This is a genomic window from Blastococcus haudaquaticus (genome assembly GCF_900230285.1).
GTDB classification, from domain to species: domain Bacteria; phylum Actinomycetota; class Actinomycetes; order Mycobacteriales; family Geodermatophilaceae; genus Blastococcus_B; species Blastococcus_B haudaquaticus.
This window is the reverse complement of sequence record NZ_OCNK01000004.1, coordinates 24253-47084: the sequence shown is the minus strand read 5'-3', so window position 1 is coordinate 47084 and position 22832 is coordinate 24253. Positions and strand designations below refer to the sequence as shown.

20 protein-coding genes and 1 tRNA gene are annotated in these 22832 nt (G+C 72.2%); 18 read left to right on the top strand and 3 right to left on the bottom strand.

Going from position 1 to position 22832, the window contains the following annotated elements:
* Positions 1-104: 104 nt before the first annotated feature.
* The 4 genes from CRP30_RS16320 (at position 105) to CRP30_RS16305 (ending at position 4695) form a co-directional block, all read left to right on the top strand.
* Positions 105-1508 carry a glycine--tRNA ligase gene (locus CRP30_RS16320; RefSeq protein ID WP_235003484.1) on the top strand — a complete coding sequence of 468 codons (1404 nt, stop codon included), beginning with the start codon at positions 105-107 and terminating at the stop codon, positions 1506-1508.
* 171 nt (positions 1509-1679) lie between these two features.
* Positions 1680-2213 (top strand): 2,4'-dihydroxyacetophenone dioxygenase family protein, encoded by a 534-nt coding sequence (locus CRP30_RS16315; RefSeq protein WP_097185077.1) that lies wholly within the window; start codon positions 1680-1682, stop codon positions 2211-2213.
* A 64-nt stretch (positions 2214-2277) separates the two neighbouring features.
* A complete protein-coding gene (locus CRP30_RS16310; protein WP_159961758.1) occupies positions 2278-3228 on the top strand; it encodes an AraC family transcriptional regulator in 951 nt (316 codons plus the stop codon).
* 66 nt (positions 3229-3294) lie between these two features.
* A complete protein-coding gene (locus CRP30_RS16305) occupies positions 3295-4695 on the top strand; it encodes an amidase (RefSeq protein WP_097185075.1) in 1401 nt (466 codons plus the stop codon).
* 8 nt (positions 4696-4703) lie between these two features.
* On the opposite strand, the gene CRP30_RS16300 is transcribed toward CRP30_RS16305, so the two are convergent.
* The gene (locus tag CRP30_RS16300) at positions 4704-6194 is read right to left on the bottom strand and encodes an aldehyde dehydrogenase family protein (RefSeq protein WP_097185346.1); all 1491 of its coding nucleotides are present in this window, start codon (positions 6192-6194) and stop codon (positions 4704-4706) included.
* Between the two features lie 158 nt (positions 6195-6352).
* Between CRP30_RS16300 and CRP30_RS16295 the strand changes: the two genes are divergently transcribed.
* The 8 genes from CRP30_RS16295 (at position 6353) to ppdK (ending at position 17353) form a co-directional block, all read left to right on the top strand.
* Positions 6353-7174, top strand: a complete 822-nt coding sequence (locus tag CRP30_RS16295; RefSeq protein WP_097185074.1) for an IclR family transcriptional regulator — start codon at positions 6353-6355, stop codon at positions 7172-7174.
* A gap of 220 nt (positions 7175-7394) precedes the next feature.
* Positions 7395-8444 carry an ABC transporter permease gene (locus tag CRP30_RS16290; protein ID WP_200814811.1) on the top strand — a complete coding sequence of 350 codons (1050 nt, stop codon included), beginning with the start codon at positions 7395-7397 and terminating at the stop codon, positions 8442-8444.
* Positions 8445-8573: 129 nt separating this feature from the next.
* Positions 8574-9668 carry a sugar ABC transporter substrate-binding protein gene (locus CRP30_RS16285; RefSeq protein WP_200814810.1) on the top strand — a complete coding sequence of 365 codons (1095 nt, stop codon included), beginning with the start codon at positions 8574-8576 and terminating at the stop codon, positions 9666-9668.
* A complete protein-coding gene (locus tag CRP30_RS16280) occupies positions 9668-11200 on the top strand; it encodes a sugar ABC transporter ATP-binding protein (RefSeq protein ID WP_097185072.1) in 1533 nt (510 codons plus the stop codon). Before CRP30_RS16285 ends, CRP30_RS16280 begins: the two co-directional genes overlap by 1 nt.
* Before the next feature lie 121 nt (positions 11201-11321).
* A complete protein-coding gene (locus CRP30_RS16275) occupies positions 11322-12773 on the top strand; it encodes an aldehyde dehydrogenase (protein WP_097185071.1) in 1452 nt (483 codons plus the stop codon).
* Between the two features lie 129 nt (positions 12774-12902).
* On the top strand, positions 12903-14045 hold the full coding sequence (gene dusB / locus CRP30_RS16270; protein ID WP_097185070.1) for a tRNA dihydrouridine synthase DusB: 1143 nt from the start codon (positions 12903-12905) through the stop codon (positions 14043-14045).
* The gene (locus CRP30_RS16265; RefSeq protein WP_097185069.1) at positions 14042-14485 is read left to right on the top strand and encodes a hypothetical protein; all 444 of its coding nucleotides are present in this window, start codon (positions 14042-14044) and stop codon (positions 14483-14485) included. Before dusB ends, CRP30_RS16265 begins: the two co-directional genes overlap by 4 nt.
* Positions 14486-14650: 165 nt before the next feature.
* Positions 14651-17353, top strand: a complete 2703-nt coding sequence (ppdK, locus tag CRP30_RS16260; RefSeq protein WP_235003483.1) for a pyruvate, phosphate dikinase — start codon at positions 14651-14653, stop codon at positions 17351-17353.
* 4 nt (positions 17354-17357) lie between these two features.
* Here ppdK and CRP30_RS16255 read toward each other — a convergent pair whose 3' ends face one another.
* Positions 17358-17738 carry a RidA family protein gene (locus CRP30_RS16255; protein ID WP_097185068.1) on the bottom strand — a complete coding sequence of 127 codons (381 nt, stop codon included), beginning with the start codon at positions 17736-17738 and terminating at the stop codon, positions 17358-17360.
* A gap of 136 nt (positions 17739-17874) precedes the next feature.
* Here CRP30_RS16255 and CRP30_RS16250 point away from each other — a divergent pair, with 136 nt between their 5' ends.
* Genes CRP30_RS16250 through CRP30_RS16235 form a run of 4 tightly spaced genes read left to right on the top strand, consistent with a single transcriptional unit; the run spans position 17875 to position 21477 of the window.
* A complete protein-coding gene (locus tag CRP30_RS16250; RefSeq protein ID WP_097185067.1) occupies positions 17875-18504 on the top strand; it encodes a YdcF family protein in 630 nt (209 codons plus the stop codon).
* Positions 18505-18515: 11 nt separating this feature from the next.
* On the top strand, positions 18516-19022 hold the full coding sequence (locus tag CRP30_RS16245) for a hypothetical protein (RefSeq protein WP_097185066.1): 507 nt from the start codon (positions 18516-18518) through the stop codon (positions 19020-19022).
* A complete protein-coding gene (dnaG, locus tag CRP30_RS16240; RefSeq protein ID WP_097185065.1) occupies positions 19022-20905 on the top strand; it encodes a DNA primase in 1884 nt (627 codons plus the stop codon). The genes CRP30_RS16245 and dnaG overlap by 1 nt, the downstream gene beginning before the upstream one ends.
* The gene (locus CRP30_RS16235) at positions 20902-21477 is read left to right on the top strand and encodes a hypothetical protein (RefSeq protein ID WP_097185064.1); all 576 of its coding nucleotides are present in this window, start codon (positions 20902-20904) and stop codon (positions 21475-21477) included. The genes dnaG and CRP30_RS16235 overlap by 4 nt, the downstream gene beginning before the upstream one ends.
* 13 nt (positions 21478-21490) lie before the next feature.
* On the opposite strand, the gene CRP30_RS16230 is transcribed toward CRP30_RS16235, so the two are convergent.
* Positions 21491-21700, bottom strand: coding sequence for a hypothetical protein (locus CRP30_RS16230; protein ID WP_097185063.1), 210 nt, complete (start codon positions 21698-21700; stop codon positions 21491-21493).
* A gap of 139 nt (positions 21701-21839) precedes the next feature.
* Here CRP30_RS16230 and CRP30_RS16225 point away from each other — a divergent pair.
* A tRNA-Asn gene (locus tag CRP30_RS16225) sits at positions 21840-21912 on the top strand.
* 182 nt (positions 21913-22094) lie between these two features.
* Complete coding sequence (locus CRP30_RS16220) at positions 22095-22829, top strand: hypothetical protein (protein WP_097185062.1); 735 nt, start codon at positions 22095-22097, stop codon at positions 22827-22829.
* Positions 22830-22832: the final 3 nt, after the last annotated feature.

Genomic DNA, 22832 nt, shown 5'->3' with positions numbered 1-22832 from the left:
CGGCGCTGCGTACGGGCATGTCGAGGCGGGGGAGGGCGACCGGCGGGCGGCAACTACCGTGGACGGGTCAACCACCGACCGCCAGCCGGATGGAGCCCCCCGCCGTGAGCGAGAGCACCGCCAAGCACGACCCCGCCCGTCTCGACAAGGTGGTGAACCTCTGCAAGCGACGGGGCTTCGTCTTCCCGTCGGGGGAGATCTACGGCGGCACCCGCTCCGCCTGGGACTACGGGCCGCTGGGCACCGAGCTCAAGGACAACATCAAGAAGCAGTGGTGGCGCACCGTCGTCCAGAGCCGGGACGACATCGTCGGCCTGGACTCCTCGGTGATCCTGCCCCGCCAGACCTGGGTGGCGTCGGGGCACGTCGGCGTCTTCACCGACCCCCTGACGGAGTGCCAGAGCTGCCACAAGCGCTTCCGGGCCGATCACCTGGAGGAGGCGTTCGAGGAGAAGAAGGGCCGGCCGCCGGAGAACGGCCTGGCCGACATCACCTGCCCGAACTGCGGCACGAAGGGCGCGTGGACCGAGCCGCGCGACTTCAACATGATGCTCAAGACCTACCTCGGCCCGGTCGAGGACGAGTCCGGCCTGCACTACCTGCGCCCCGAGACCGCCCAGGGCATCTTCGTGAACTTCGCCAACGTCATGGGCGCGGCCCGCAAGAAGCCGCCGTTCGGCATCGGCCAGATCGGCAAGTCCTTCCGCAACGAGATCACCCCGGGCAACTTCATCTTCCGGACGCGTGAGTTCGAGCAGATGGAGATGGAGTTCTTCGTCGAGCCGGGCACCGACGAGGAGTGGCACGAGTACTGGATCGAGCAGCGCACCGCCTGGTACACCGGGCTGGGGATCGACCCGGCGAACCTGCGGCACTTCGAGCACCCGAAGGAGAAGCTGTCGCACTACTCGAAGCGCACCGTGGACATCGAGTACCGCTTCGGCTTCCAGGGCTCGGAGTGGGGCGAGCTCGAGGGCATCGCCAACCGCACCGACTTCGACCTGAAGACCCACAGCGAGCACTCGGGCACCGACCTGTCCTACTTCGACCAGGCGAGCAACACCCGCTGGACGCCCTACGTCATCGAGCCGGCGGCCGGCCTCACCCGTTCGCTGATGGCCTTCCTCATCGAGGCCTACACCGAGGACGAGGCGCCCAACGCCAAGGGCGGCGTCGACACCCGGACGGTGCTCAAGCTCGACCCGCGGCTGGCGCCGGTGAAGGCCGCCGTCCTGCCGCTGTCGCGCAACGCCGACCTGTCGCCCAAGGCCCGGGACCTGGCCGCCACCCTGCGGCGGAACTGGAACGTCGACTTCGACGACGCCGGCGCGATCGGCCGCCGGTACCGGCGTCAGGACGAGGTCGGGACGCCGTACTGCATCACGGTCGACTTCGACACCCTGGAGGACCAGGCCGTGACCATCCGCGAGCGGGACGCGATGAGCCAGGAGCGCGTCGGCCTGGACGCCGTCGAGGCCTATCTGGCGGCGCGCCTGCCCGGCTGCTGACCGATCGGCACCCGCCCACCCGACGCCCGGCTCCGAATCCACGGGAGCCGGGCGTCGGCGCGTCCGGGCGCATGTCCGGATCCGGCAAGCCGTGTGTCCCGCAGGTGGAAGACCGCGGCGCCGGGGGCGTCTTCACTTCTCCTCGCACCCGCCGACCCCGAGGAGGACCCCATGCCCGAGACGCCCGGTACCGAGTTCTGGCGCGACCTCAAGCCGATCGCGAACTCCATGAAGCCCGACGCGCAGCAGGAGGTCTTCCACCAGTTCGCGCCGCTGGAGGACGAGCGCTACTACGTGCCGCTGAGCCCGACCGTCGGCTCGCGCCCGCTGTGGATCTCCCCGCGCGACAACCGCTGGGCCGACATCCTCTGGGCGAAGGAGGCCGGCCTGGTCAACCGCCACTACCACCCGCACGAGGTCTTCGCGTACACGATCAGCGGCACGTGGGGCTACCTCGAGCAGCCCTGGACGGCGACGCAGGGGTCCTTCGTCTACGAGACCCCGGGTGAGGGCCACACGCTGGTGGCCTACGAGTCCGACGAGCCGATGCGCGCGTTCTTCGTCGTCACCGGGCCGCTGATCTGGCTGGACGAGGACGGCAACAGCGACGGTCACTTCGACGTCCACGACTACCTCGCGCTGTGCCGGAAGCACTACGACGAGGTCGGCATCGGCGCCGACTACATCGAGACGCTCATCCGCTGAGCCGGCGGGGCAGCCGAGGAGCTCTGGGTACCGTGTGCTGGTTCACACCCTCCCGGAGGTCCCCGTGCCTGCTGCCGCAGTGCTGTCGTCGGTGTCCACGCTGGGCGTCGAGCAGGGCGAACGGCTCGCGTTCTGGGAGCGCTACAACGCCGAGGCGCTGGTGGGGCTGACCTGCCGCACCTACGAGGCCGAGGGGCTGATCGCCCGCCAGGTCAACGTGGGCCTGGGCCGGCTGCGCGTCGCCGACATCGCCGGCAACGCGCACGTGATCGAGCGGCCCCCGGGCCTGGTGGAGGCGCGACCGAAGGACGCCACCTTCGTGAGCGTGCTGTTGGAGGGGGCGGGCTTCTTCTACTCCTCGGACAGCTGCCTGGCGCTCGCCGCGGGCGACGTCGTGGTCTACCGCACCGACCGCCCGTACCTCTTCGGGTTCAGCGGGCCGATGCGGCAGATCCTGGTCGACGTGCCGCACGGTCTGCTGCAGGAGCGGGACGTGGACGTCGAGGGCCCGCACCCGATCTCGGGAGCGGGACGCGGGCCGGCGGCCCGCCAGGCGCATTGTCTCCGTGAGCTCCTGCTGGGCGCCGTGTCCGGGACGGCGCAGGCGGGGCAGTCCGTGGCCGATCAGGTCCTGGACCTGGTCGGGGCGATGACGGGCGCTCCCGGCGGGACGACGGACGCCGTGCGCCTGCGGGCGGCGACAGCGCACATCGACGGCCACCTGCGGGATCCCGCCCTGTGCGCGGACGCCGTGGCGCGTGCGGTCGGTGTCACGGCCCGGCACCTCAACCGGGCCTTCGCCGCCGAGGGCACCACGGTCACCCGGTACATCCAGGGCCAGCGCCTGGAGCACGCCCGTCGGGACCTGTCCCGGTCCTCGCTGCCCACCGACCGCATCGTGGATGTCGCCAGTCGCTGGGGCTTCGTCTCGCAGGCGCACTTCGCCCGGCTCTTCCGCGACGCCTACGGCTGTACCCCGACGCAGTACCGGGCCGGGCACCCGCCGCGCACCTGACCTCCCCGACGGGGCCGGACGCGCAGCCGCTAGGTCCGACCATCCGCTCGCCCGACGAGGAGAACGATGTCCCACCCCAGCGCACCCACGTCCGAGGAGCCGCTGGCCTGGACCATGGCCGAGGCGGGGGAGCGGCTGGCGGCCGGAGAGCTGTCGCCCGTGGAGCTCACCGAGGCCTACCTGGCGGCGATCGCCGAGCGGGACGACAGCGTCAACGCCTACCTGACCGTCACGGCCGACCGGGCGCGCGAGGACGCCGTCCGGGCGGAGCAGGAACTGCGCAGCGGCGCCCGGCGCGGCCCGCTGCACGGCGTCCCGGTGGCGCTCAAGGACCTCATCGAGACCGCCGGCATCCGCACGACGGGCGGCTCCCGGATCCTGGCCGACCACGTGCCGCGGCGGGACGCGGTCCTGGCGCAGAACCTGCGGGCTGCGGGCACGGTGCTGCTCGGCAAGACGAGCACCCACGAGTACGCCTACGGCGGGACGAGCAACAACCCGCACTACGGGCCGACCCGGAACCCCTGGGACCGGGACCGGATCCCCGGCGGCTCCTCCGGCGGATCGGCTGCCGCGGTGGTGAGCGGGACCGCGCCCGGGGCCGTGGGCACCGACACCTGCGGCAGCGTGCGCATCCCGGCCGCGCTGTGCGGCTGCGTGGGCCTCAAGCCGACGCGCGGCCGGGTGAACCTGGACGGGATCCTGCCGCTGGCGCCGAGCCTGGACCACGGCGGTCCGATCACTCGGTCGGTGCGCGACGCCGCGCTGCTGCTGGACGCCATGACCGGGACGACGTCGGAGTGGACGGCCGCCACCGACGTGCCGGATCTGCGCGGCACCACCGTGGGCGTGCCGACGCGGTACTTCTTCGAGCTGGTCGATCCCGGCGTCCGCGCGGCGGTGCAGGCGTCGCTGGACCTGATGGCCGACGCCGGGGCGACCGTGCGGCCGGTGGACGTCGGCGACCTGCGTCCGCTGGTCGCGGCGATCTTCCTGCGGGTCGGGGCCGAGGCGCAGGAGGTGCACCGGGCGACGTTCCCCTCCCGCCGGGAGGACTACGGACCCGACCTGGTCGAGAACCTCTCCCGCCCGGCCCCGACCGAGGCCCGTCTCGCGGCCGCCGAGCAGGTGATCGCCGAGGGCGTCGCGGCGCTGCTGGCGGCCCTCGGCGAGGTCGACGTGCTCGCCACGCCGACCACGCCCCTGACGGCTCCGCCGATCGGGGCCCAGCGGGTCGAGGTCGCCGGGGAGGACCTGCACATCGAGGAGATGCTCACCGGCTTCACCTCCGCCTTCAACGCCGCGGGCGTGCCGGCCCTGACCGTCCCCTGCGGCCTCGTCGGCGGCCTCCCCACCGGGCTGCAGCTGGTCGGCCGGGCGGGGTCGGAGCCGACCGTGGTGCGGGTGGGTGCGGCCTACGAGGCGCTGCGCGGCCCGGCGCCGTGGCCGTTCCCCGGTCCGTCGTGAGGCCCGGCTCAGAAGGGGAACGAGCGGTCCTGCTCCCGCGAGGTGATCCACTGCAGGTCGCTGAACTCCTCGGCCGCGAAGCCGAGGCCGAAGCGGCCCCAGCCGCTGTCCTTGACCCCGCCGAAGGGCATGTGCGGCTCGTCGTTCACCGGCTGGTCGTTCACGTGGACGCTGCCGGCGTCCAGCCGCTGGGCGAGCTCCAGCCCGAGGTAGGTGTTGCCGGTGATGATCGACGCCGCGAGCCCGAGGTCGCTCTCGTTGGCCCGGGCCACCGCCTCCTCGGCGGAGTCCACGGCCTCCACGAGCACGACCGGTCCGAACGTCTCACCGAGGGCGAGCTCGGCGTCGTCGGGGACGTCGGTGAGCACGGTGGCCGGGTAGCACGGGGGAGCGGGGGTGCCGCCGGCGAGCACGCGCGCGCCCATCGACACCGCCTCGTCGACCCGGCGCTGCAGCAGCGCCAGGGCCCACTCGTTGATCACCGGCCCGACGACTGTTGCCGGGTCCCGCGGGTCGCCGGTGGGCAGTTGGGCCACCTTCGCGGCGAACGCCGCCATGAACCGGTCGGCCAGCGGGCGCTCGACGTAGATCCGGCGCGCGCACATGCAGACCTGGCCCTGGTGGATGAAGGCGCCGTAGGTGGCGGCGTCCACCGCGTAGTCCAGGTCCGCGTCGGCCAGCACGATCAAGGGGTTCTGGCCGCTGAGCTGCAGCACGGTCCGCTTGAGGTGGCTGCCCGCCTTCTCGGCGAGGCGACGGCCGGTGGGGGTCGAGCCGGTGAAGTTGAGCCGCCGGACGTGCCGGTGGGCGAGCATCGCGTCCCCGATGGCCCCCGCCTCCCCGGGCGCGTGGGTGACCACGTTGAACGCGCCGTCGGGGAGGCCGGCCTCCTGCAGGATCTCGGCCCAGAGCGCCCCGCCGGTGTAGGGGGACTCCTCCGAGGGCTTGAGGACGACGGTGTTGCCGAGGGACAGCGGACCGATGCTCGCCCGGCCGGCGAGCACGAGCGAGGAGTTCCACGGCGCGATGGCGGCCACCACGCCGACCGGACGGCGCACGGCCATCGCCCGCGTCCCCGGGACGTCGGAGGGCATGAGCTGCCCTGCGGGCTGGTAGCCCTGGGCGGCCGCCTGGCGGAGCAGGGCTGCCGCGAAGTCGACCTGGACGCGGCCGAAGTGGATGCCGCAGCCGGTCTCCAGGGCCAGCGCGAGCAGGATCTCGTCGCGGCGTCGCTCGATGATGTCGGCGGCCCGGAGGAAGACCCGCTGCCGCTGCGCCGGTGTCACGGCCGCCCACCCCGGGAAGGCGGCCTGCGCGGCGTCGATCGCGCGGCGGGTGTCCTCGCCGTCGCCGGCCGCCACGTTGCCCAGCACCTCGCCCGACCACGGCGAGTGGTTGGGGTACCAGCGGCCCGATTCCGCCTCCACCCAGGCGCCGGCGATGAAGTGGGTGACGTCCCGCTTCTGCCAGGCTGCCCCGGCATGCTCCGAGCGACTCATCGAACCCGTCTCCTTGCCCGCGCTGCCGTGCGACGACCGTGGCACCCGACGCTAGTCGCGGGTGCCCGCGCGGCTCCTCGGGGAACAGTCATGGAGGCATCGGACGCGGTCAACGCAGTGTTCGACCCAGTGGAACGCATCGACGCTATTCTGACCGCATGAGCAGCCCGCCGTCCACGCCCGGCGCCAAGGCCGACTTCTCGGTGTCCCTCGAGCGCGGGCTGAGCATCCTGTCGGCCTTCAGCGGGAACCGGCCGGTCCTCGGCATCGCCGACCTCGCGCGGGCGGTCGGGCTGACCAAGAGCACCACCCACCGGTACATCGCCACGCTGGTCAAGCTCGACTACGTCCAGCAGGACCCCGACACGAAGAAGTACTACCTGGGACCCCGCGTGGTGGACCTCGGGTTCGCCGCCATCGACTCGATGGAGCTCACCCGCGTCGCCGCCCCGTCGCTGCAGGCGCTGGCCGACGAGACGGGGTACACGGCCAGCATGGCGCTCTGCGACGGACCGGAGATCGTCTACATCGACCGCCGGCGCAGCGGACGGCGGCGCGCGCCCATGGCCATGGACCTCAACGTGCACATCGGGTCCCGGCTGCCCGCGTACTGCACGGCACTGGGCAAGGCGATGCTCGCGTACAAGGATCCGGCGACCTTGCGCGAGATCCTCGACCGGACCGACATGGCGCGGCGCGGGCCGAACACGATCACCAACCGGGAGCAGCTGATGGCAGCGCTCGCCAAGGTCCGGTCCACCGGGGTCGCGGTGAACAACGAGGAGCTGGCCCCGGGCCTGCGGTCGTTCGCCGCCCCCGTGCGCGACCGGACCGGCGCGGTGGTGGCCGCCGTGAACATCGCGGTGCACCTGAGCGTCGCGTCGTCCTCGGCGGAGGCGCTGGCCGGACGGCTGGAACCCCCGCTGCGACGCACCGCCGCCGAGATCTCCCGACGCCTGGGGCACCGCCCCGCGTCCTGAAGTGTTCGAGCCAGTGAATTCGCGTTCCGAAGGACCGAACACCTGCTTGTCGCGTGTGTGACGGCCCTCATACGGTTCGCCCGCTTCGCATGATCCGCTCCCTCCCCACCCGCCGCCGCGGGTGCGGCGAGGTGGCCCTCCCCGGCAGGGGAGCGCCGGCGGTCGCGCGGCGGACAGAACTCACACGCGGCTCGCCGCGCGATCCCCCAGGAGCACCCAGGTGACGAGCAGTACCACCGACGCGCCGCGCCAGGACGTCGACCCCGCCCCGGGCGCGACGTCCGGCGGAGGCCCTCTCGGCCTGATCAAGCGGGCCTTCGGCATGGAGTCCGCGAGCGTGCTCGTCGCCACCGTCGTGCTGATCCTGGTGATCGGCGCCATCCACCCGGACTTCCTGGACCCCCGCCAGCTGCGCGACGTGCTGCAGCAGTCGGTCTACGTGGCCGTGCTCGCGGCCGGCGTCGCCTTCCTGCTCGCCATGCGCGAGATCGACCTCTCCGTGGGTGCGATCTTCGGCCTCTCGCTCATCTGCTCGGCGATGCTGATGCGCGACGGGTGGAACCCCTGGGTCGCCGCCGTCGCGGGCATCGTGCTGGGCGCCCTGCTCGGCCTGGCCAACGCCGCCATCGTGCAGGTGTTCAGGATCCCGGCCATCGTGGCCACGCTGGCCACCCTGTCGATGTTCCGCGGGCTGTCGCTGGCGCTCAGCGAAGGGCAGCAGGTCGTCGGGCTGCCGCTGGACCACACCTTCTTCGAGTTCTTCGGTGGCCGGCTGTTCGGCATCCCGGTGAGCGTGCTGGTGCTGGTCGTCGTGGCGATCGTGCTGACGTTCGTCCTGCGCACGACACCGTTCGGCTACCGGGTCCGCTCCATCGGCTCCAACCCCGACGCCGCGGCCTTCTCCGGCATCTCCCTCGCCCGGGTGCGCATCCAGGCGCTGATGCTCATGGGCGGTCTCGCCGGTCTCGCCGGCATGCTCGGCCTGGCCTACTTCGGCTCCGGTGACCCGAACATCGGCAGCGGCTTCGAGCTGCTGGCCATCGCCGCCGCCGTCATCGGTGGCACCCCGCTGCGGGGCGGTGCCGCGACCGTCGTGGGCGCCATGCTCGGTGCGGTGCTGCTCAGCGTCGTGACCAGCGGACTCGTCTACTTCGACATCCCGGTGAACTGGAGCTCCTTCGCCACCGGCGCGGTCATCCTCATCGCGGTGGGGATTGACAGCCTCCTGCGGCGCCGGCGCGAGGCGCGTGCCGCCGCGGCCGGCCTCTGACCTCCGGCCCCCGCCGGACGCTCCACCCGCACCACTCCAGCAGCACCACTCCACCAGCACCCCGCAACGGCCCGCCGTCCACGGCGACGCCGCCCTCCGCCCTACCCGCTCCCAGAGAGAGAAGGCCCCATGCGATCCCTCCTCACCGCCGCACCGTCGCGGCGGCGTAACGCAGTCGTCGCGTTCGCGATCACGTCCACGATGGCCCTGACCGCGGCATGCGGATCGGAGGGCGGCGGCGACTCCGGTTCCGGGGGCTCGGCCGAGGAGGTCGACCTGTCCTTCGTCTACGCCACCTCCACCATCAACGCGATGCAGGAGATGGCCCTGGGCGCCAAGGCCGCAGCCGCCGAGCGCGAGGGCGTCAACTACAGCGAGGCCGCCCCGGCCGGCATCAACGGGCCGCAGCAGGTGTCCATGTTCCAGTCCGCCATGCAGACCTCCAAGGACGGCATCCTCTTCGAGACGCTGACCCCGGACCTGTTCACCCGCCCGCTCGAGCAGGCCACCAGCAGCGACATCCCGATCGTCTCGATCGACACCGCCCCGCCGGAGGGCAGCGGCGTCGAGTTCTTCGTCGGCAACAGCAACGAGGACGTGGGCCGCATCCTCGCCGAGGAGCTCGTGCGGCAGCTGCCGGAGGGACAGGGCGGCAAGGTCGTCCTCGCCAACGCCATCCCCGGCCTGCCCACCCTCGAGGAGCGCCTCGCGGGCATGGTGGACGTGCTCAAGACCGAGCGCCCCGACCTGGAGATCGTCGGCCCGCTCGCCACGGCGAACGAGCCGACCGAGAACTACAACGCCTGGAACAACCTGCTCAAGGCGCACCCGGACGCCGTCGCCTACCTCGGTGCCGGCGCGCAGGACTCCGTCTCGCTCGCCCGACTGCACGAGAGCACCGGCGGCACCTGGCTCGGCGGTGCCTGCGACCTGGACCCGGCCGCCCTGGAGGGCCTGAAGAACGGCCACCTGTTCGCGATCTCATCCCCGGAGCACTGGCTGAAGGGCTACATCGGCCTGCGGCTGCTGGCCCTCAACGCCCAGGAGGGCGAGGAGCTGCCCACCGGCTGGTGGAACCCCGGTGAGCTGCTCGTGACCGCGGACAACGTCGACGAGATCATCGAGCGGCAGACGGACGAGGCCTCGCGGCTCGCGTGGTTCGAGGACGTCGCCGAGGAGCAGTTCGCCAACATGGACGAGTACCTCACCGAGCTGGAGAACTGATGCTGTCCCTCGAGGCGCAGCACGTGCGCAAGACCTACGGCGGCGTCACCGCACTGGCCGACGCCGGGCTCCGGGTCCGCCCGGGCACCGTGCACGCCCTGCTGGGTGAGAACGGTGCGGGCAAGTCGACGCTGGTGAAGATCATCACCGGTGCGGTGCGCCCCGATGCCGGCGTGCTGCGCCTCGAGGGAACCGACGTCTCCTTCTCCGACACGGCCGACGCCGCCCGGCACGGGGTCGCCGTCGTCTCCCAGGAGCTGAGCCTCTTCCCGGACCTCGACGTCCTGAGCAACATGTTCCCGATGCGCGAGCCGCGGCGCGGCCCGTTCGTCGACCGCGGCCGGATGGCCGAGCTGGCCCGGCCGATCCTGGACCAGCTCGGCCTCCGCGTCTCGCTGCGCGACAAGGTCGGCGACCTGTCCCTGGCCCAGCGGCAGCTGCTCGAGGTGGCCAAGGCCCTGGTCACCGACCCCCGCGTCCTGATCCTCGACGAGCCCACCTCGGCGCTGGACTCGAAGACGGCGGAGGTCCTGCTCGACATCCTCCGCGTGCTCCGCGACCGGCAGGTCGCCGTCGTCTTCGTGTCGCACATCCTCGAGGAGGTCATGGCGCTCTGCGACGAGGTCACCGTGCTGCGGGACGGGAGCACCGTGCTGGACGCCGCACCGCTGGCCGGCCTCACCATCCCGAAGATCGTCGAGTCGATGCTGGGCGAGCGGCACGCGGAGCTCGCCGAGGTGCGCCCGCGCGCCACGGTCGACCTCAGCGGCGCGGTCGCCGCCCCCCGGGGCAGCGGCGCCCTGCGGGTGGAGAACGTCTCGGTGGAGGACCGGCTGAGCGACGTCTCCGTGACCGCGACCCCCGGGGAGGTCGTCGGACTGGCCGGTGTCGCCGGTGCCGGGCACCAGACGGTCCTCGAGCTGGCGGCCGGCCTGCGCCGTCCCACCGCCGGGTCCGTCCTGCTGCCGGACGGCAAGCCGGCACCCAGGGGTCTGCGCGCCGCCATCGCACGCGGCGTGGCGCTGGTGACGGGTGACCGCCGCCGGCTCGGGCTGATGCTGGACAAGCCCATCTGGGACAACGCCGGGCAGGTCCGGTCGGTCGCACTGGCCCGCGACGGTCTGCTCGTCCGCAAGCGGACGCTTCGCGAGCGGGCGGCCGAGCACGCCTCCCGCGTCAACCTGCGCACGTCGTCCCTGGAGAAGAGCGCGGGCCTGCTCTCCGGCGGCAACCAGCAGAAGGTCGTGCTGATGAAGTGGCTGCAGACGCACCCCTCGGTGCTGCTGCTCGACGACCCCACGCGCGGGGTGGACATCGGGGCCAAGGCCGAGATGCACGGCCTGGTCCGCTCGGTGGCCGACGCCGGCGCGGTGGTCCTCATGTGCTCCACGGACCTCGACGAGCTGGCGACCCTCTGCGACCGCGTCTACGTCCTGCACCACGGCCGCGTGTGCGCCGAGCTGGCGGGGGAGACGCTGCGCCAGCACGAGATCCTCGCCGCGATGAACACCGGCACCGTCCCGACCGCCTGACCCGCTCCACCACGCGGCCGACCTGCGCCCGGGCGGACGATGGGGTTGCCCCGTCGTCCGCCGGTCGCTGCGCCGGCCGCCGAACGACCCGACCCGTACTCATCCAGTTCCAGGAGTGACCGTGTTCGAGACCAGCCTGCTCATCGGCAGTGAGCCGTCGTCCGCCACCGGCGGACGGACCTTCACCCGCGCCAACCCGGTCTCCGGCGAGGTGGTGACGGTGTCGCCCGCCGCCGGCGTCGAGGACGCGGTCCGCGCCGTCGAGGCGGCCGCCGCGGCGTTCGAGTCCTGGGCCGCCGCCACCCCCAGCACGCGGCGCATGCTCCTGCTGAAGGCCGCCGACCTGCTCGAGGCGAGCACCGACCGTTTCGTCGAGCGGATGGCCGCCGAGTGCGGCGCCACCACCGGCTGGGGTCACTTCAACGTGCACCTCGCCGCGGGCATCCTCCGCGAGGCGGCGGGCCTCACCACCTCCGTCGGCGGCCAGGTCATCCCCTCCGACGTGCCCGGCAGCCTGAGCATGGGCATCCGCCAGCCCGCGGGCGTGGTCGTCGGCATGGCGCCGTGGAACGCGCCGGTGATCCTCTCGACCCGCGCCGTCGCCTTCCCGCTCGCCGCCGGCAACACCGTCGTCCTCAAGTGCTCCGAGCTCTCCCCGGCCACGCACATGCTCCTCGGGGAGGTCCTCCTGGAGGCCGGCTTCCCGGAGGGCGTCGTCAACGTCATCACCGTCGCCCCCGAGGACGCGGCCGACGTCACCGAGGCGATGGTCGCCCACCCGGCGGTGCGCCGGCTCAACTTCACCGGCTCCACCCGGGTGGGTCGCATCATCGGCGAGGTCTGCGCCCGGCACCTCGTGCCCGCGGTCCTGGAGCTCGGCGGCAAGAACCCGCTGCTCGTGCTCGACGACGCCGACATCGACGCCGCCGTCCAGGGGGCGACCTTCGGTGGCTTCGTGAACCAGGGCCACGTCTGCATGTCGACCGACAAGATCATCGTGGACGACTCGATCGCTGACGAGTTCGTGGCGAAGCTCGTGGCCAGGGTGGAGTCGCTGCCCATCGGCGACCCGCGCGAGGGCGACGTCGTCCTCGGCTCGGTCATCGGGCAGAGCACCGTCGACCACATCGGCCGGCTGGTCGACGACGCCGTCGCCAAGGGCGCGAAGGTGCTGACCTCGGGCGCGCCGGAGGGCACGATCATGCCCGGCGTCGTGCTGGACCACGTGACGCCGGAGATGGAGATCTTCTCGGAGGAGATCTTCGGCCCGGCCGTGACGATCACCCGGGTCGGCAACCAGGACGAGGCGATCGCCGCCGCCAACGACAGCGCGTACGGCCTGTCCGCCGCCGTGTTCACCCGGGACGCCGCTCGTGGCTTCCAGGTGGCCCGGCGCATCGAGTCCGGCATCTGCCACATCAACGCGCCCACGGTGCACGACGAGGCGCAGATGCCCTTCGGTGGCGTGAAGGACAGCGGCTACGGGCGGTTCGGGGGCCAGGCCGGCATCGACGCCTTCACCGAGCTGCGGTGGATCAGCATGCAGGTGGAGCCCCGCGTCTACCCCTTCTGACGGGAGCGCGACGGTCCGAGTGAGCAGTTGTGGTCGCCGACACCGCACGACCCGCCGGTAAGGCGGACCACAACTGCTCACTCGGCCGGGCGGCGAGATCCGGGCGGGCCGACGCCTACCCTGGACGCCGTGATCACGACGTCCCTGCCTGCCCTGAAGCTGGGCACGCTCGTCGTCGACCCCGCGGTCGTGCTCGCGCCCATGGCCGGCATCACCAACCCGGCGTTCCGCACGCTCTGCCGGGAGTTCGGGGCCGGGCTCTACGTCTGCGAGATGATCACCACGCGGGCGCTGGTCGAGCGCAACGAGAAGACGCTCCGGATGATCCGGGCGACCGCGGACGAGAAGGACGCGTTCTCCGTCCAGCTCTACGGGGTCGACCCGGCCACCGTGGGTCGCGCGGTCGAGATGCTGGTCGACGAGGGTGTGGCCGGTACCCGGCCCGCGCACATCGACCTCAACTTCGGCTGCCCGGTGCCCAAGGTGACTCGCAAGGGCGGGGGCTCGGCGCTGCCGTGGCGGCGGGTGCTCCTCCGCGACATCGTCCGCTCGGCCGTGCGCGCCGCCGGGGACGTGCCGGTCACCATCAAGACCCGCATCGGCATCGACGCCGACCACGTGACCTACCTCGACGCCGGCCGGATCGCCCAGGACGAGGGCGCCGCGGCGATCACCCTGCACGGGCGCACCGCCGATCAGCTCTACAGCGGGACGGCTGACTGGTCACCGATCGCCCGGCTGGTCGAGACCGTCGACATCCCGGTGCTCGGCAACGGCGACATCTGGGAGGCCGACGACGCCCTGCGCATGGTCGCCGAGACCGGCTGCGCGGGCGTGGTCATCGGCCGCGGCTGCCTGGGCCGGCCGTGGTTGTTCGGGGACCTGGCCGCAGCCTTCGCCGGCACACCGCGCCGCGCGCTGCCCACCCTCCGCGAGGTCGCCGCCGTCATGCACCGGCACGCCACGCTGCTCGCCGAGGAGCACGGCGAGCGGTACGGCTGCTCCGACTTCCGCAAGCACGTCGCCTGGTACCTGAAGGGCTTCTCGGTGGGCTCCGACACCCGCCGGGCGCTGGCGATGGTGAGCCGTCTCGACGAGCTGGCCGAGCTGCTGGCCGGCATCCCCGACCAGCCGTATCCGGCCGCCGTCCTGGGCGCACCGCGCGGGCGCACCACGGCTCCTCGCCCGGTCGCCCTGCCCCAGGGCTGGCTGGCCGACCGCGACGACCCCCGCCCGCCGGCGGGCGCCGAACTCGAGGTGAGCGGCGGATGACGGCTCCGGAAGGTCCGTACCTCTACGACGAGGGGCCCGCGCCCCTGCACACCGGAACCCCGCGCCGCAGGTCGGGCACGCTCCTGCTCGTCTTCGGCGGCACCGCGGCCTTCGCCGTCCTCATGGTGGTCCTGACCCTCCTGCTCAAGGGGTCCGGGTCCGACCAGGCGAAGGAGGTGGCCGGCGTCTTCGTCGCGGCTCTCGCGGCGGACGACGTCGAGACCGCCTACGACCTCCTCTGCCAGGAGGAGCGGGTCCGCCTGTCGCCCGAGGAGCTCGCTGCCGCCTACCTGGGCGAGGGCGCCGCCGAGGTGGGCACCCCCGTCCGCGACGGCGACGCCCGCCTGGTGCCGGTGGAGTGGGCGGACGGGACGACGACGGAGCTGACCGTCGTCGGCGAGGACGGCCTCCGGATCTGCGGGACCGCACCCGGCTCCTGAGCGACGGGCGCGGGTGATCCGTGTCACCCGGCGCGGGGTCGCGTCCATGGCGGTTGTCGGTCACGATCGACGCCTACGTCGATGGGACGTTTAGGACGTCTTGCCCGCAGGCGACAGGTCGGACGGAACGTGCCCGCCGAGGGCCGACGGATGCGGAGGTGTGCGGTGGCCGGGAAGAAGTGGGTCTACGACTTCAGCGAGGGCAGCAAGGACCAGAAGGACCTACTGGGTGGCAAGGGCGCCAACCTGGCGGAGATGACCAACCTGGGCCTGCCGGTCCCACCCGGTTTCACCATCACCACCGATGCCTGCCGGTACTACCTCGAGCACGCCGGCACCCCGCCCGAGCTCGACGCCCAGGTGACCGAGCACCTCGCGGCGCTGCAGGATGCCATGGGCAAGACGCTCGGCGACCCGGCCGACCCGCTCCTGGTCTCGGTGCGCTCCGGAGCGGCGGCCTCGATGCCCGGGATGATGGAGACCGTCCTCAACGTGGGTCTCAACGACGAGTCGGTCCAGGGCCTGGCGCAGCAGTCGGGCAGCGAGCGCTTCGCCTGGGACTCCTACCGCCGGCTGATCCAGATGTTCGGCAAGACCGTGCTCGGCATCGAGGGCGAGCTCTTCGACGACGCCCTGGACGCGGTGAAGGCCGAGCAGGGCACCGAACTCGACCTCGACCTGGACGCCGAGCACCTGAAGGACGTCGTCGACAGGTTCAAGGCGATCGTCCGGGAGCACACCGGCAACGACTTCCCGCAGGACCCGCGGGAGCAGATGGACATGGCGATCAACGCCGTCTTCGACTCGTGGAACTCCGATCGCGCGATCATCTACCGCCGCCGGGAGCGCATCCCCAGCGACGCCGGCACCGCCGTGAACGTCTGCTCCATGGTGTTCGGCAACCTCGGCTCGGACTCCGGCACCGGCGTCGCCTTCACCCGTGACCCCGGCAGCGGGGCGCAGGGCGTCTACGGCGACTACCTGCAGAACGCCCAGGGCGAGGACGTCGTCGCCGGCATCCGGAACACGGTGCCCCTGGCCGACCTCGAGCAGATCGACGCGGACGCCTACGACGAGCTGATGACGACGATGTCGCGCCTGGAGTCGCACTACCGCGACCTGTGCGACATCGAGTTCACGATCGAGCGCAATAAGCTCTGGATGCTGCAGACCCGCGTCGGCAAGCGGGGAGCAGCCGCCGCGTTCGTCATCGCGACCCAGCTGGTCGACGAGGGCCTCATCGACATGGACGAGGCCGTCCGCCGGGTGACCGGCGACCAGCTGGCCCAGCTGATGTTCCCGCGCTTCGTCTCCGGCGGGGACGCCACGCAGCTGACCCAGGGCATGAACGCCTCACCGGGCGCCGCCGTGGGCAAGGCGGTCTTCTCCTCGGAGGAGGCCGTGAAGTGGGCCGACCGCGGGGAGGACGTCGTCCTCGTCCGCCGGGAGACCAACCCCGACGACCTCTCCGGGATGATCGCCGCCCAGGGCGTGCTGACCAGCCGCGGCGGCAAGACCTCCCACGCCGCGGTCGTCGCTCGCGGCATGGGCAAGACCTGCGTGTGCGGCGCCGAGGAGCTGCAGGTCGACACCAAGGGCAGGAAGTTCACCGCACCCGGCGGGTCGGTGGTCAACGAGGGCGACGTCATCTCCATCGACGGCTCGACCGGCCGCGTGTGGCTGGGCGAGGTGCCCGTGGAGCCGTCGTCGGTCGTCCGGTACTTCGAGGGCGAGATCGATCCTGAGGCATCGGACACCGACGACGTCGTCCGCAGCGTCCACCGGATCCTCGCCCACGCCGACGAGCAGCGGCGGCTCGACGTCCGCACGAACGCCGACACCCCCGAGGACTCCGCCCGCGCCCGGCGCTTCGGCGCCCAGGGGATCGGCCTCTGCCGGACCGAGCACATGTTCCTGGGCAGCGACCGGCGGAAGCTGGTCGAGAAGCTCATCCTGGCCGACGGCCCCGAGGAGCGGCAGTCGGCACTGGACGCCCTGGAGCCGCTGCAGAAGCAGGACTTCCTCGAGATCTTCGAGGAGATGGACGGGCTGCCCGTGACCGTGCGGCTGCTCGACCCGCCGCTGCACGAGTTCCTGCCCGACCTCACCGAGTTGTCGGTCCGCGTCGCCCTCGCCGAGGAGCGCGGGGAACCCGACGAGGGCAGCCTGCGCCTGCTCGCGGCGGTGCGCGGCATGCACGAGTCCAACCCGATGCTGGGCCTGCGCGGCGTCCGGCTGGGCCTCGTCGTGCCGGGCCTGTTCGCCATGCAGGTACGGGCGATCGCCGAGGCGGCCTGCGACCGCCGCAAGGCCGGCGGCGACCCGCGGCCGGAGATCATGATCCCGCTGGTCGGCGCGGTGCAGGAGCTCGAGGCGATCCGCGAGGAGTCCGAGCGGGTGCTCGCCGAGGTCTGCGAGGCCGAGGGCGTGGACGTGCAGGCGACGATCGGCACGATGATCGAGGTGCCGCGGGCCGCCCTCACGGCCGGGGAGATCGCCGCCTACGCCGAGTTCTTCTCCTTCGGCACCAACGACCTCACCCAGATGACGTGGGGTTTCTCCCGGGACGACGTCGAGGCGGCGTTCTTCCACCAGTACCTGGACAAGGGGATCTTCGGGATCTCGCCGTTCGAGTCGCTGGACCGGGAAGGGGTCGGCCGGCTCGTGCAGATCGCCTCGGACGCCGGCCGGGCAGCACGGGAGGACCTGAAGCTCGGGATCTGCGGGGAGCACGGCGGTGACCCCGACTCGGTGCACTTCTTCCACGACGTGGGGCTCGACTACGTGTCGTGCTCGCCGTTCCGCGTCCCGGTCGCCCGGCTGGAGGCCGGCCGGGCGGCACTGGGCGGGGAGCGCGCCGGCTCCTGAGCGGTCACCTCCCGTCGACGGCGGTGCACCCGACGGAGATCAGCAGTCCACGGGGCAGCGGCACCTGCATCGTCATCCGGGTCGGTGGGTCGACCGGGAAGAAGTCGGCGAAGACGGCGTTCATCGCGGGGAAGTCGGCGTGGTCGGAGACCAGGACCGTCGTGCTGACCACGAGGCCCGGTCCGCTGCCCGCGACGCCCAGGACGGCCACCAGGTTGCTGAACGCCTGGCGCGCCTGCGGCTCGAAGGCGTCGGGCACCTCACCGGTCACCGGATCGATGCCGGGCTGCCCGGCGACGAAGACGAACCCGCCGGCGCGCACCGCGTGCGAGTAGGGGCCGATCTGCGGGGGGAGTCCTTCGCCCGTGACGACATGACGCTCCATGTCCCGGTCCTTCCGACGGCTGGTGCGGGCTGTCGGCGGGAGCCTCCTCCTCCGGGGCGCCCCATGGGGTGTGGACGACGACGCCACGGATCCCCAGGGGCCGCAGCACGTCAGGGCGGCGTGGTACCCATGACGCGTGGGGGTGCGCATCGGGAACCTGCTGAACCGGGTCGCCGGTGCCGCCGTCCTGGCCAGCATCCTGCTGGTCGTGTCGACCGGGCTGGCGATCTGGTGGACCGCCCGGCAGGACTCCCGTCCGGCGTCGGACGCGATCGTGGTCCTCGGCACGGCGCAGTACAACGGCGTCCCGTCCTCCTTCTTCGAGGCGCGGCTGGAGCACGCCATCTCGCTCTACGAGGCCGGCGTCGCCCCGGTGATCGTGACCGTCGGCGGCCGCGCGGAGGGCGACGAGTTCTCCGAGGCCGAGGCCGGCCGCGCCTACCTCGCCGCGGGCGGTGTGCCGGAGGACGCTCTGCTCGCCGTGGAGGAGGGCGTGGACACCCTGGAGAGCATGCGTGTGGTGTCGACGGCCTTCGCCGAGCGCGGCTGGGCGAGCGCGGTCCTGGTCACCGACCCGTGGCACGCCATGCGCGCCCAGCGGATGGCCGAGGACTCCGGCATCGAGGCGGAGAGCTCGCCGACCCGGCAGGGCCCGGCCGTCCAGACCCGCGCCACGCAGTTCCGCTACATCCTGCGGGAGACTGCTGCCTATCTGCTCTACCGCGTGACCGGCGAGAGCGTCGCCGGCGCACCCGGCATCGGCTGAGGGGGAGACGCGTGCTCGAACTGGGGAAGGCCGGGACGGCAGGGACCGAGAAGGGCGTCCTGCCGGTGTTCCGCGACGGGTCCGTCGTCGCGACCCTGCGCGCCTCGGACTGGAAGGAGGCAGCCACGGCCGTCGTCGGCGACCGGGAGTGGCTGTTCAGCAAGCGCAAGGGCGAGCTCCGGGGCCGCTGGGCCGCCGAGCCGGAGGACTCCGCACGTCTGCGTGCCCGGCAGACGTCGATGTGGAAGGGCACCTGGACGGCGGATCTCGACGGGACGCAGGTCCAGGTGCAGAGCCTGTCCTACTGGAAGGGCACGCACCGCTTCGTCTCCGGCGGCCGTCAGGTCGCCGAGAGCGGCTCGACCGGTGGGTGGTCGCCTCGACCCACGCTGAGCCCCGAGCCGGACCTTCCCCTCGACCACCAGGTGTTCCTGCTCTGGCTGGAACTGGTCATCAGCCGACGCAACACGGCCGCGGTGACCGCGGCGACGACGGCCGGCGCAGTGGGCAGCAGCTGATGGCGGGCCGGGGACGCATCCGGGCCGCCGACATCGCGCTGGTCCGCGAGCGGTCGAAGATCGACGAGATCGTCGGGGAGCACCTGCAGCTCAAGCGCGCCGGCGGGGGCAGCCTCAAGGGGCTCTGTCCTTTCCACGACGAGAAGTCGCCGTCCTTCCAGGTCACCCCTTCGCGCGGGCTGTGGCACTGCTTCGGGTGCGGGATGGGCGGCGACGTCATCTCGTTCATCCAGCAGATCGACCACCTCTCGTTCTCGGAGTCGGTCGAGTTGCTGGCCGGCCGGGCCAACGTCGAACTCCACTACGAGGACGACAGCGGCCGCGCCACCGGTGCTCCCGACCGGGCGAACGTCGGCCAGCGGGCCCGCCTGGTCGCCGCCAACACCGCCGCCGCGAACTTCTTCGTCGAGCAGCTCGGCACGCCCGACGCCGCGCCGGCCCGCCAGTTCCTCGCCGAACGGGGCTTCGACCGGCAGGTGGCCGTCGACTTCGGCTGCGGCTACGCCCCCGGCGGCTGGGACGGCCTGACCCGGCACCTGCGCGGCAAGGGGTTCACCCAGGCCGAGCTGGTCACCGGCGGGCTGGCCAAGGAGTCCTCGCGCGGCACGCTCATCGACCGCTTCCACCGGCGCCTCGTGTGGCCGATCCGCGACATCACCGGCGACGTCATCGGGTTCGGCGCCCGCAAGCTCATGGACGACGACCCGGGCCCCAAGTACCTGAACACCCCCGAGACGCCGCTCTACAAGAAGAGCACCGTGCTGTACGGCATCGAACGGGCCAAGCGCGACATCGCCCGCCGGCACCAGGCCGTGGTCGTCGAGGGTTACACCGACGTCATGGCATGCCACCTGGCCGGCGTCACCACCGCGGTCGCCTCCTGCGGGACCGCGTTCGGCGGTGAGCACATCAGCGTGCTGCGCCGGCTGCTCATGGACCAGGACGAGTTCCGGGGCGAGGTCGTCTACACCTTCGACGGCGACGCCGCGGGCCAGGCGGCGGCCATGAAGACCTTCGCCGAGGACCAGCGCTTCGTCGGGCAGACCTTCGTCGCGGTCGAGCCGAACGGCAACGACCCGTGCGAGCTGCGCCAGGAGCACGGCGACGCCGCGGTCCGCGACCTCATCGCCCGCCGGACGCCGCTGATCGAGTTCGTGCTCAAGACGACGCTGGCCGAGTACGACCTCGACACCGTCGAGGGGCGCGTGCACGCGCTGGAGAAGACCGCGCCGCTGCTCGCGCAGATCAAGGACCACGCCCTCCGTCCCGCCTATGCCCGCCGCCTGGCCGGACTGCTCGGGCTGCCGGACGAGTCGGAGGTCATGGAGCGTCTCCGCCGGTTGTCGGGCGGCGCCGAGGAGCGCCCGCGGCAGCGGCAGCGCAGTCCCCAGCGGACCCCCGACGACGCCGCGGTCGAGGTCGAGCGTGAGGCGGTGAAGGCCGCGCTGCAGGTGCCGGAGATCGCCGGCCCGTCCTTCGACGCGATCCCGTTCGACGCCTACACCGACCCGGACTACTCGGCGGTGGCTGCCGCGGTCGCCGCTGCCGGGGGAGCGGCGGCTGCCCGGGTGACCGGTCCGGAGTGGCTGGACCAGGTCGCCGCCGAGTGCCCGCGCGAGTCGGCACGAGCCCAGCTGACGGCGCTCGCCGTCGAGCCGATGCGCTCGGTCGGCGAGGCGGACGCGCACTACGTGAACGCCGTCATGGCCCGGCTGCAGGAGATGGCGACCGTCCGCCAGGTGGCCACCCTCAAGGGGAAGCTGCAGCGGATGAACCCGGTCGAGGCCCCCGACGAGTACACGAAGGTCTTCGGCCGTCTCGTCGCGCTCGAGGCCCAGGCCCGGTCGCTGCGCGAACGCGCGATGGGTGGGCTGACGCCGTGAGCCTCGTCGACAAGGTCAAGCGCCGGTTCGCCCGGCCGCCGGAGCCGGTGCGGGTCGCCGTCCTGGCGTCGTCGGACCCGGACGAGCGGGTGCTCGCCTGGGGAACGCTGGCCCGCGACGAGGGCTGGCTGGTCGCCACCTCGCGCGGCCTGCGCGCGGTGCCGCTCGAGGTCACGTCGGTCGAGGACGTGCGGGTGCTCCGCTGGCACGAGGTCGCCGAGGCCCGCTGGACGGCGACCGGCGACGGCGGAGGCAGCTTCGTCGTGACCGCCCTGGTCGAGGTGGAGCCGGGGGTCCAGGCGCGGGAGCGGGCGCAGCGCCACGTGCTCACCGATGCCGGCGATCTGCCGGCGATCGTGCGCCGGCGGGTCGACGAGACGGTGGTCGCCAGCCAGCGGTCACCGCTGCCCGGCGGGGGAGGGGTGCTGCTGGTGGCCCGGCGGATCCCCGGTCAGCCTGTCCGGGAGTGGACCGTCGTCTTCGACGACGACGAGCGGCGCAGCGATCCGGAGGCCCGCGAGGCGGCCCGCAGGAAGCTCGCCGACCTGGTGGCGGCCGACCAGGTCGACTGACCGGCCGGGCGGATCAGCGGGGCGGCTCGCCGCCCATGCGGGTGCGCAGCGAAGCGAGTGCGTCGTCGGCCTTGGCCTGGGCGACGCCGGCGATGCTCTGCAGGCGGGGGTCGTCCTTGGCCTGCTCCCAGCCGCGGCGGATCTGCTCGTACCGCTCGCGGCCGGCCTTCGAGCCGAGGACGTAGCCGGCGCCGAATCCGGCGATAAAGGACAGCTTGGCCACGAGAACCTCCACAGGCGGACGAGCGAGTTCGATGATCACGCTACCCGGGCCGCGCGCGTCACGAACCTGGGCGAGGGGGTCCCGGGAGGGCCGCCGGCCGTGGGGTAGTCTCGTCGGGCCAGCGGGTCGTACCCGCTCGTCCCCCGTAGCTCAATTGGCAGAGCATGCGACTGTTAATCGCAGGGTTATAGGTTCAAGTCCTATCGGGGGAGCAACACAAGGCCCTTGACCAGCGGAGACGCCGGTCCGGGGCCTTTGTCGCTCTCGGTACAGGTTCGGAGACGCGACTTTCTCCCGACTGACGTCTGCCGGCCTCTGCTTGCGAGCGGTGGTTCGGTGGCGTGTCACCGGACGACTCGTCCTCGTGCGACGAGTGCGCTGCGACCATCGCCGGGTGAGCATCGACCTGCACGTCTTCGGCCGCAGCGAGAAGGTCGCCTCGGCGCTCGTCGACGTTCTGCGTGACCAGATCGTCGAGGGGAGCGAGGGCTTCCGACTTGTGTCCCGCAGGGTCCGCGGAGCAGTACGTCCGGCCTTCTCCATAGAAGGACCCCTGCGCGTCGAACGCGAGGACGTTCCGGCTGAGGTGCTCACACGCATCATGGGACCGGACGTGCAGTTCCAGGTATCCGTCTCGGAAGCCTCCGGGACGTCGATCACGCTGGCTCGCCGCACGTGCCTTGCTCTGGCCAAAGCCATCGACGGCGCTCTCTACGACCCTCAGGACGACGACGTCGTATGGCCCGCCTCATCCAGGCGGCGAGCGGCGGCGGTGCCGCAGAACACCGATCGGATAGATGCGCTGGTCATCGAGTGGACGACGCTTCGTGCTCCTACGCAGGACACGGTCACCGGGTTGCTGAACCTGTTGCTGTCGCTGCCGGAGGCAGCCCCCGTCCGGTTCGGTCCGTTCGAGCCGCTGCAGTACAGGTTGGACACTGACGGCCCCGATGCTTTCGTGCGGGCTGTGATGGAGGAGGACCATCTCTCCTGGCGAGCCCGGCGTCCCTTCGTGTGGGGACACACCGGCCGGATGACCTGGCCGGGTGCGCCGACCGAAAGGCGTCCCCTCTACGTCGTCGGGCTCAACTTGCTCCTGCCGGCGCTGGACGATGCCGGGTGGCGGTAGGAG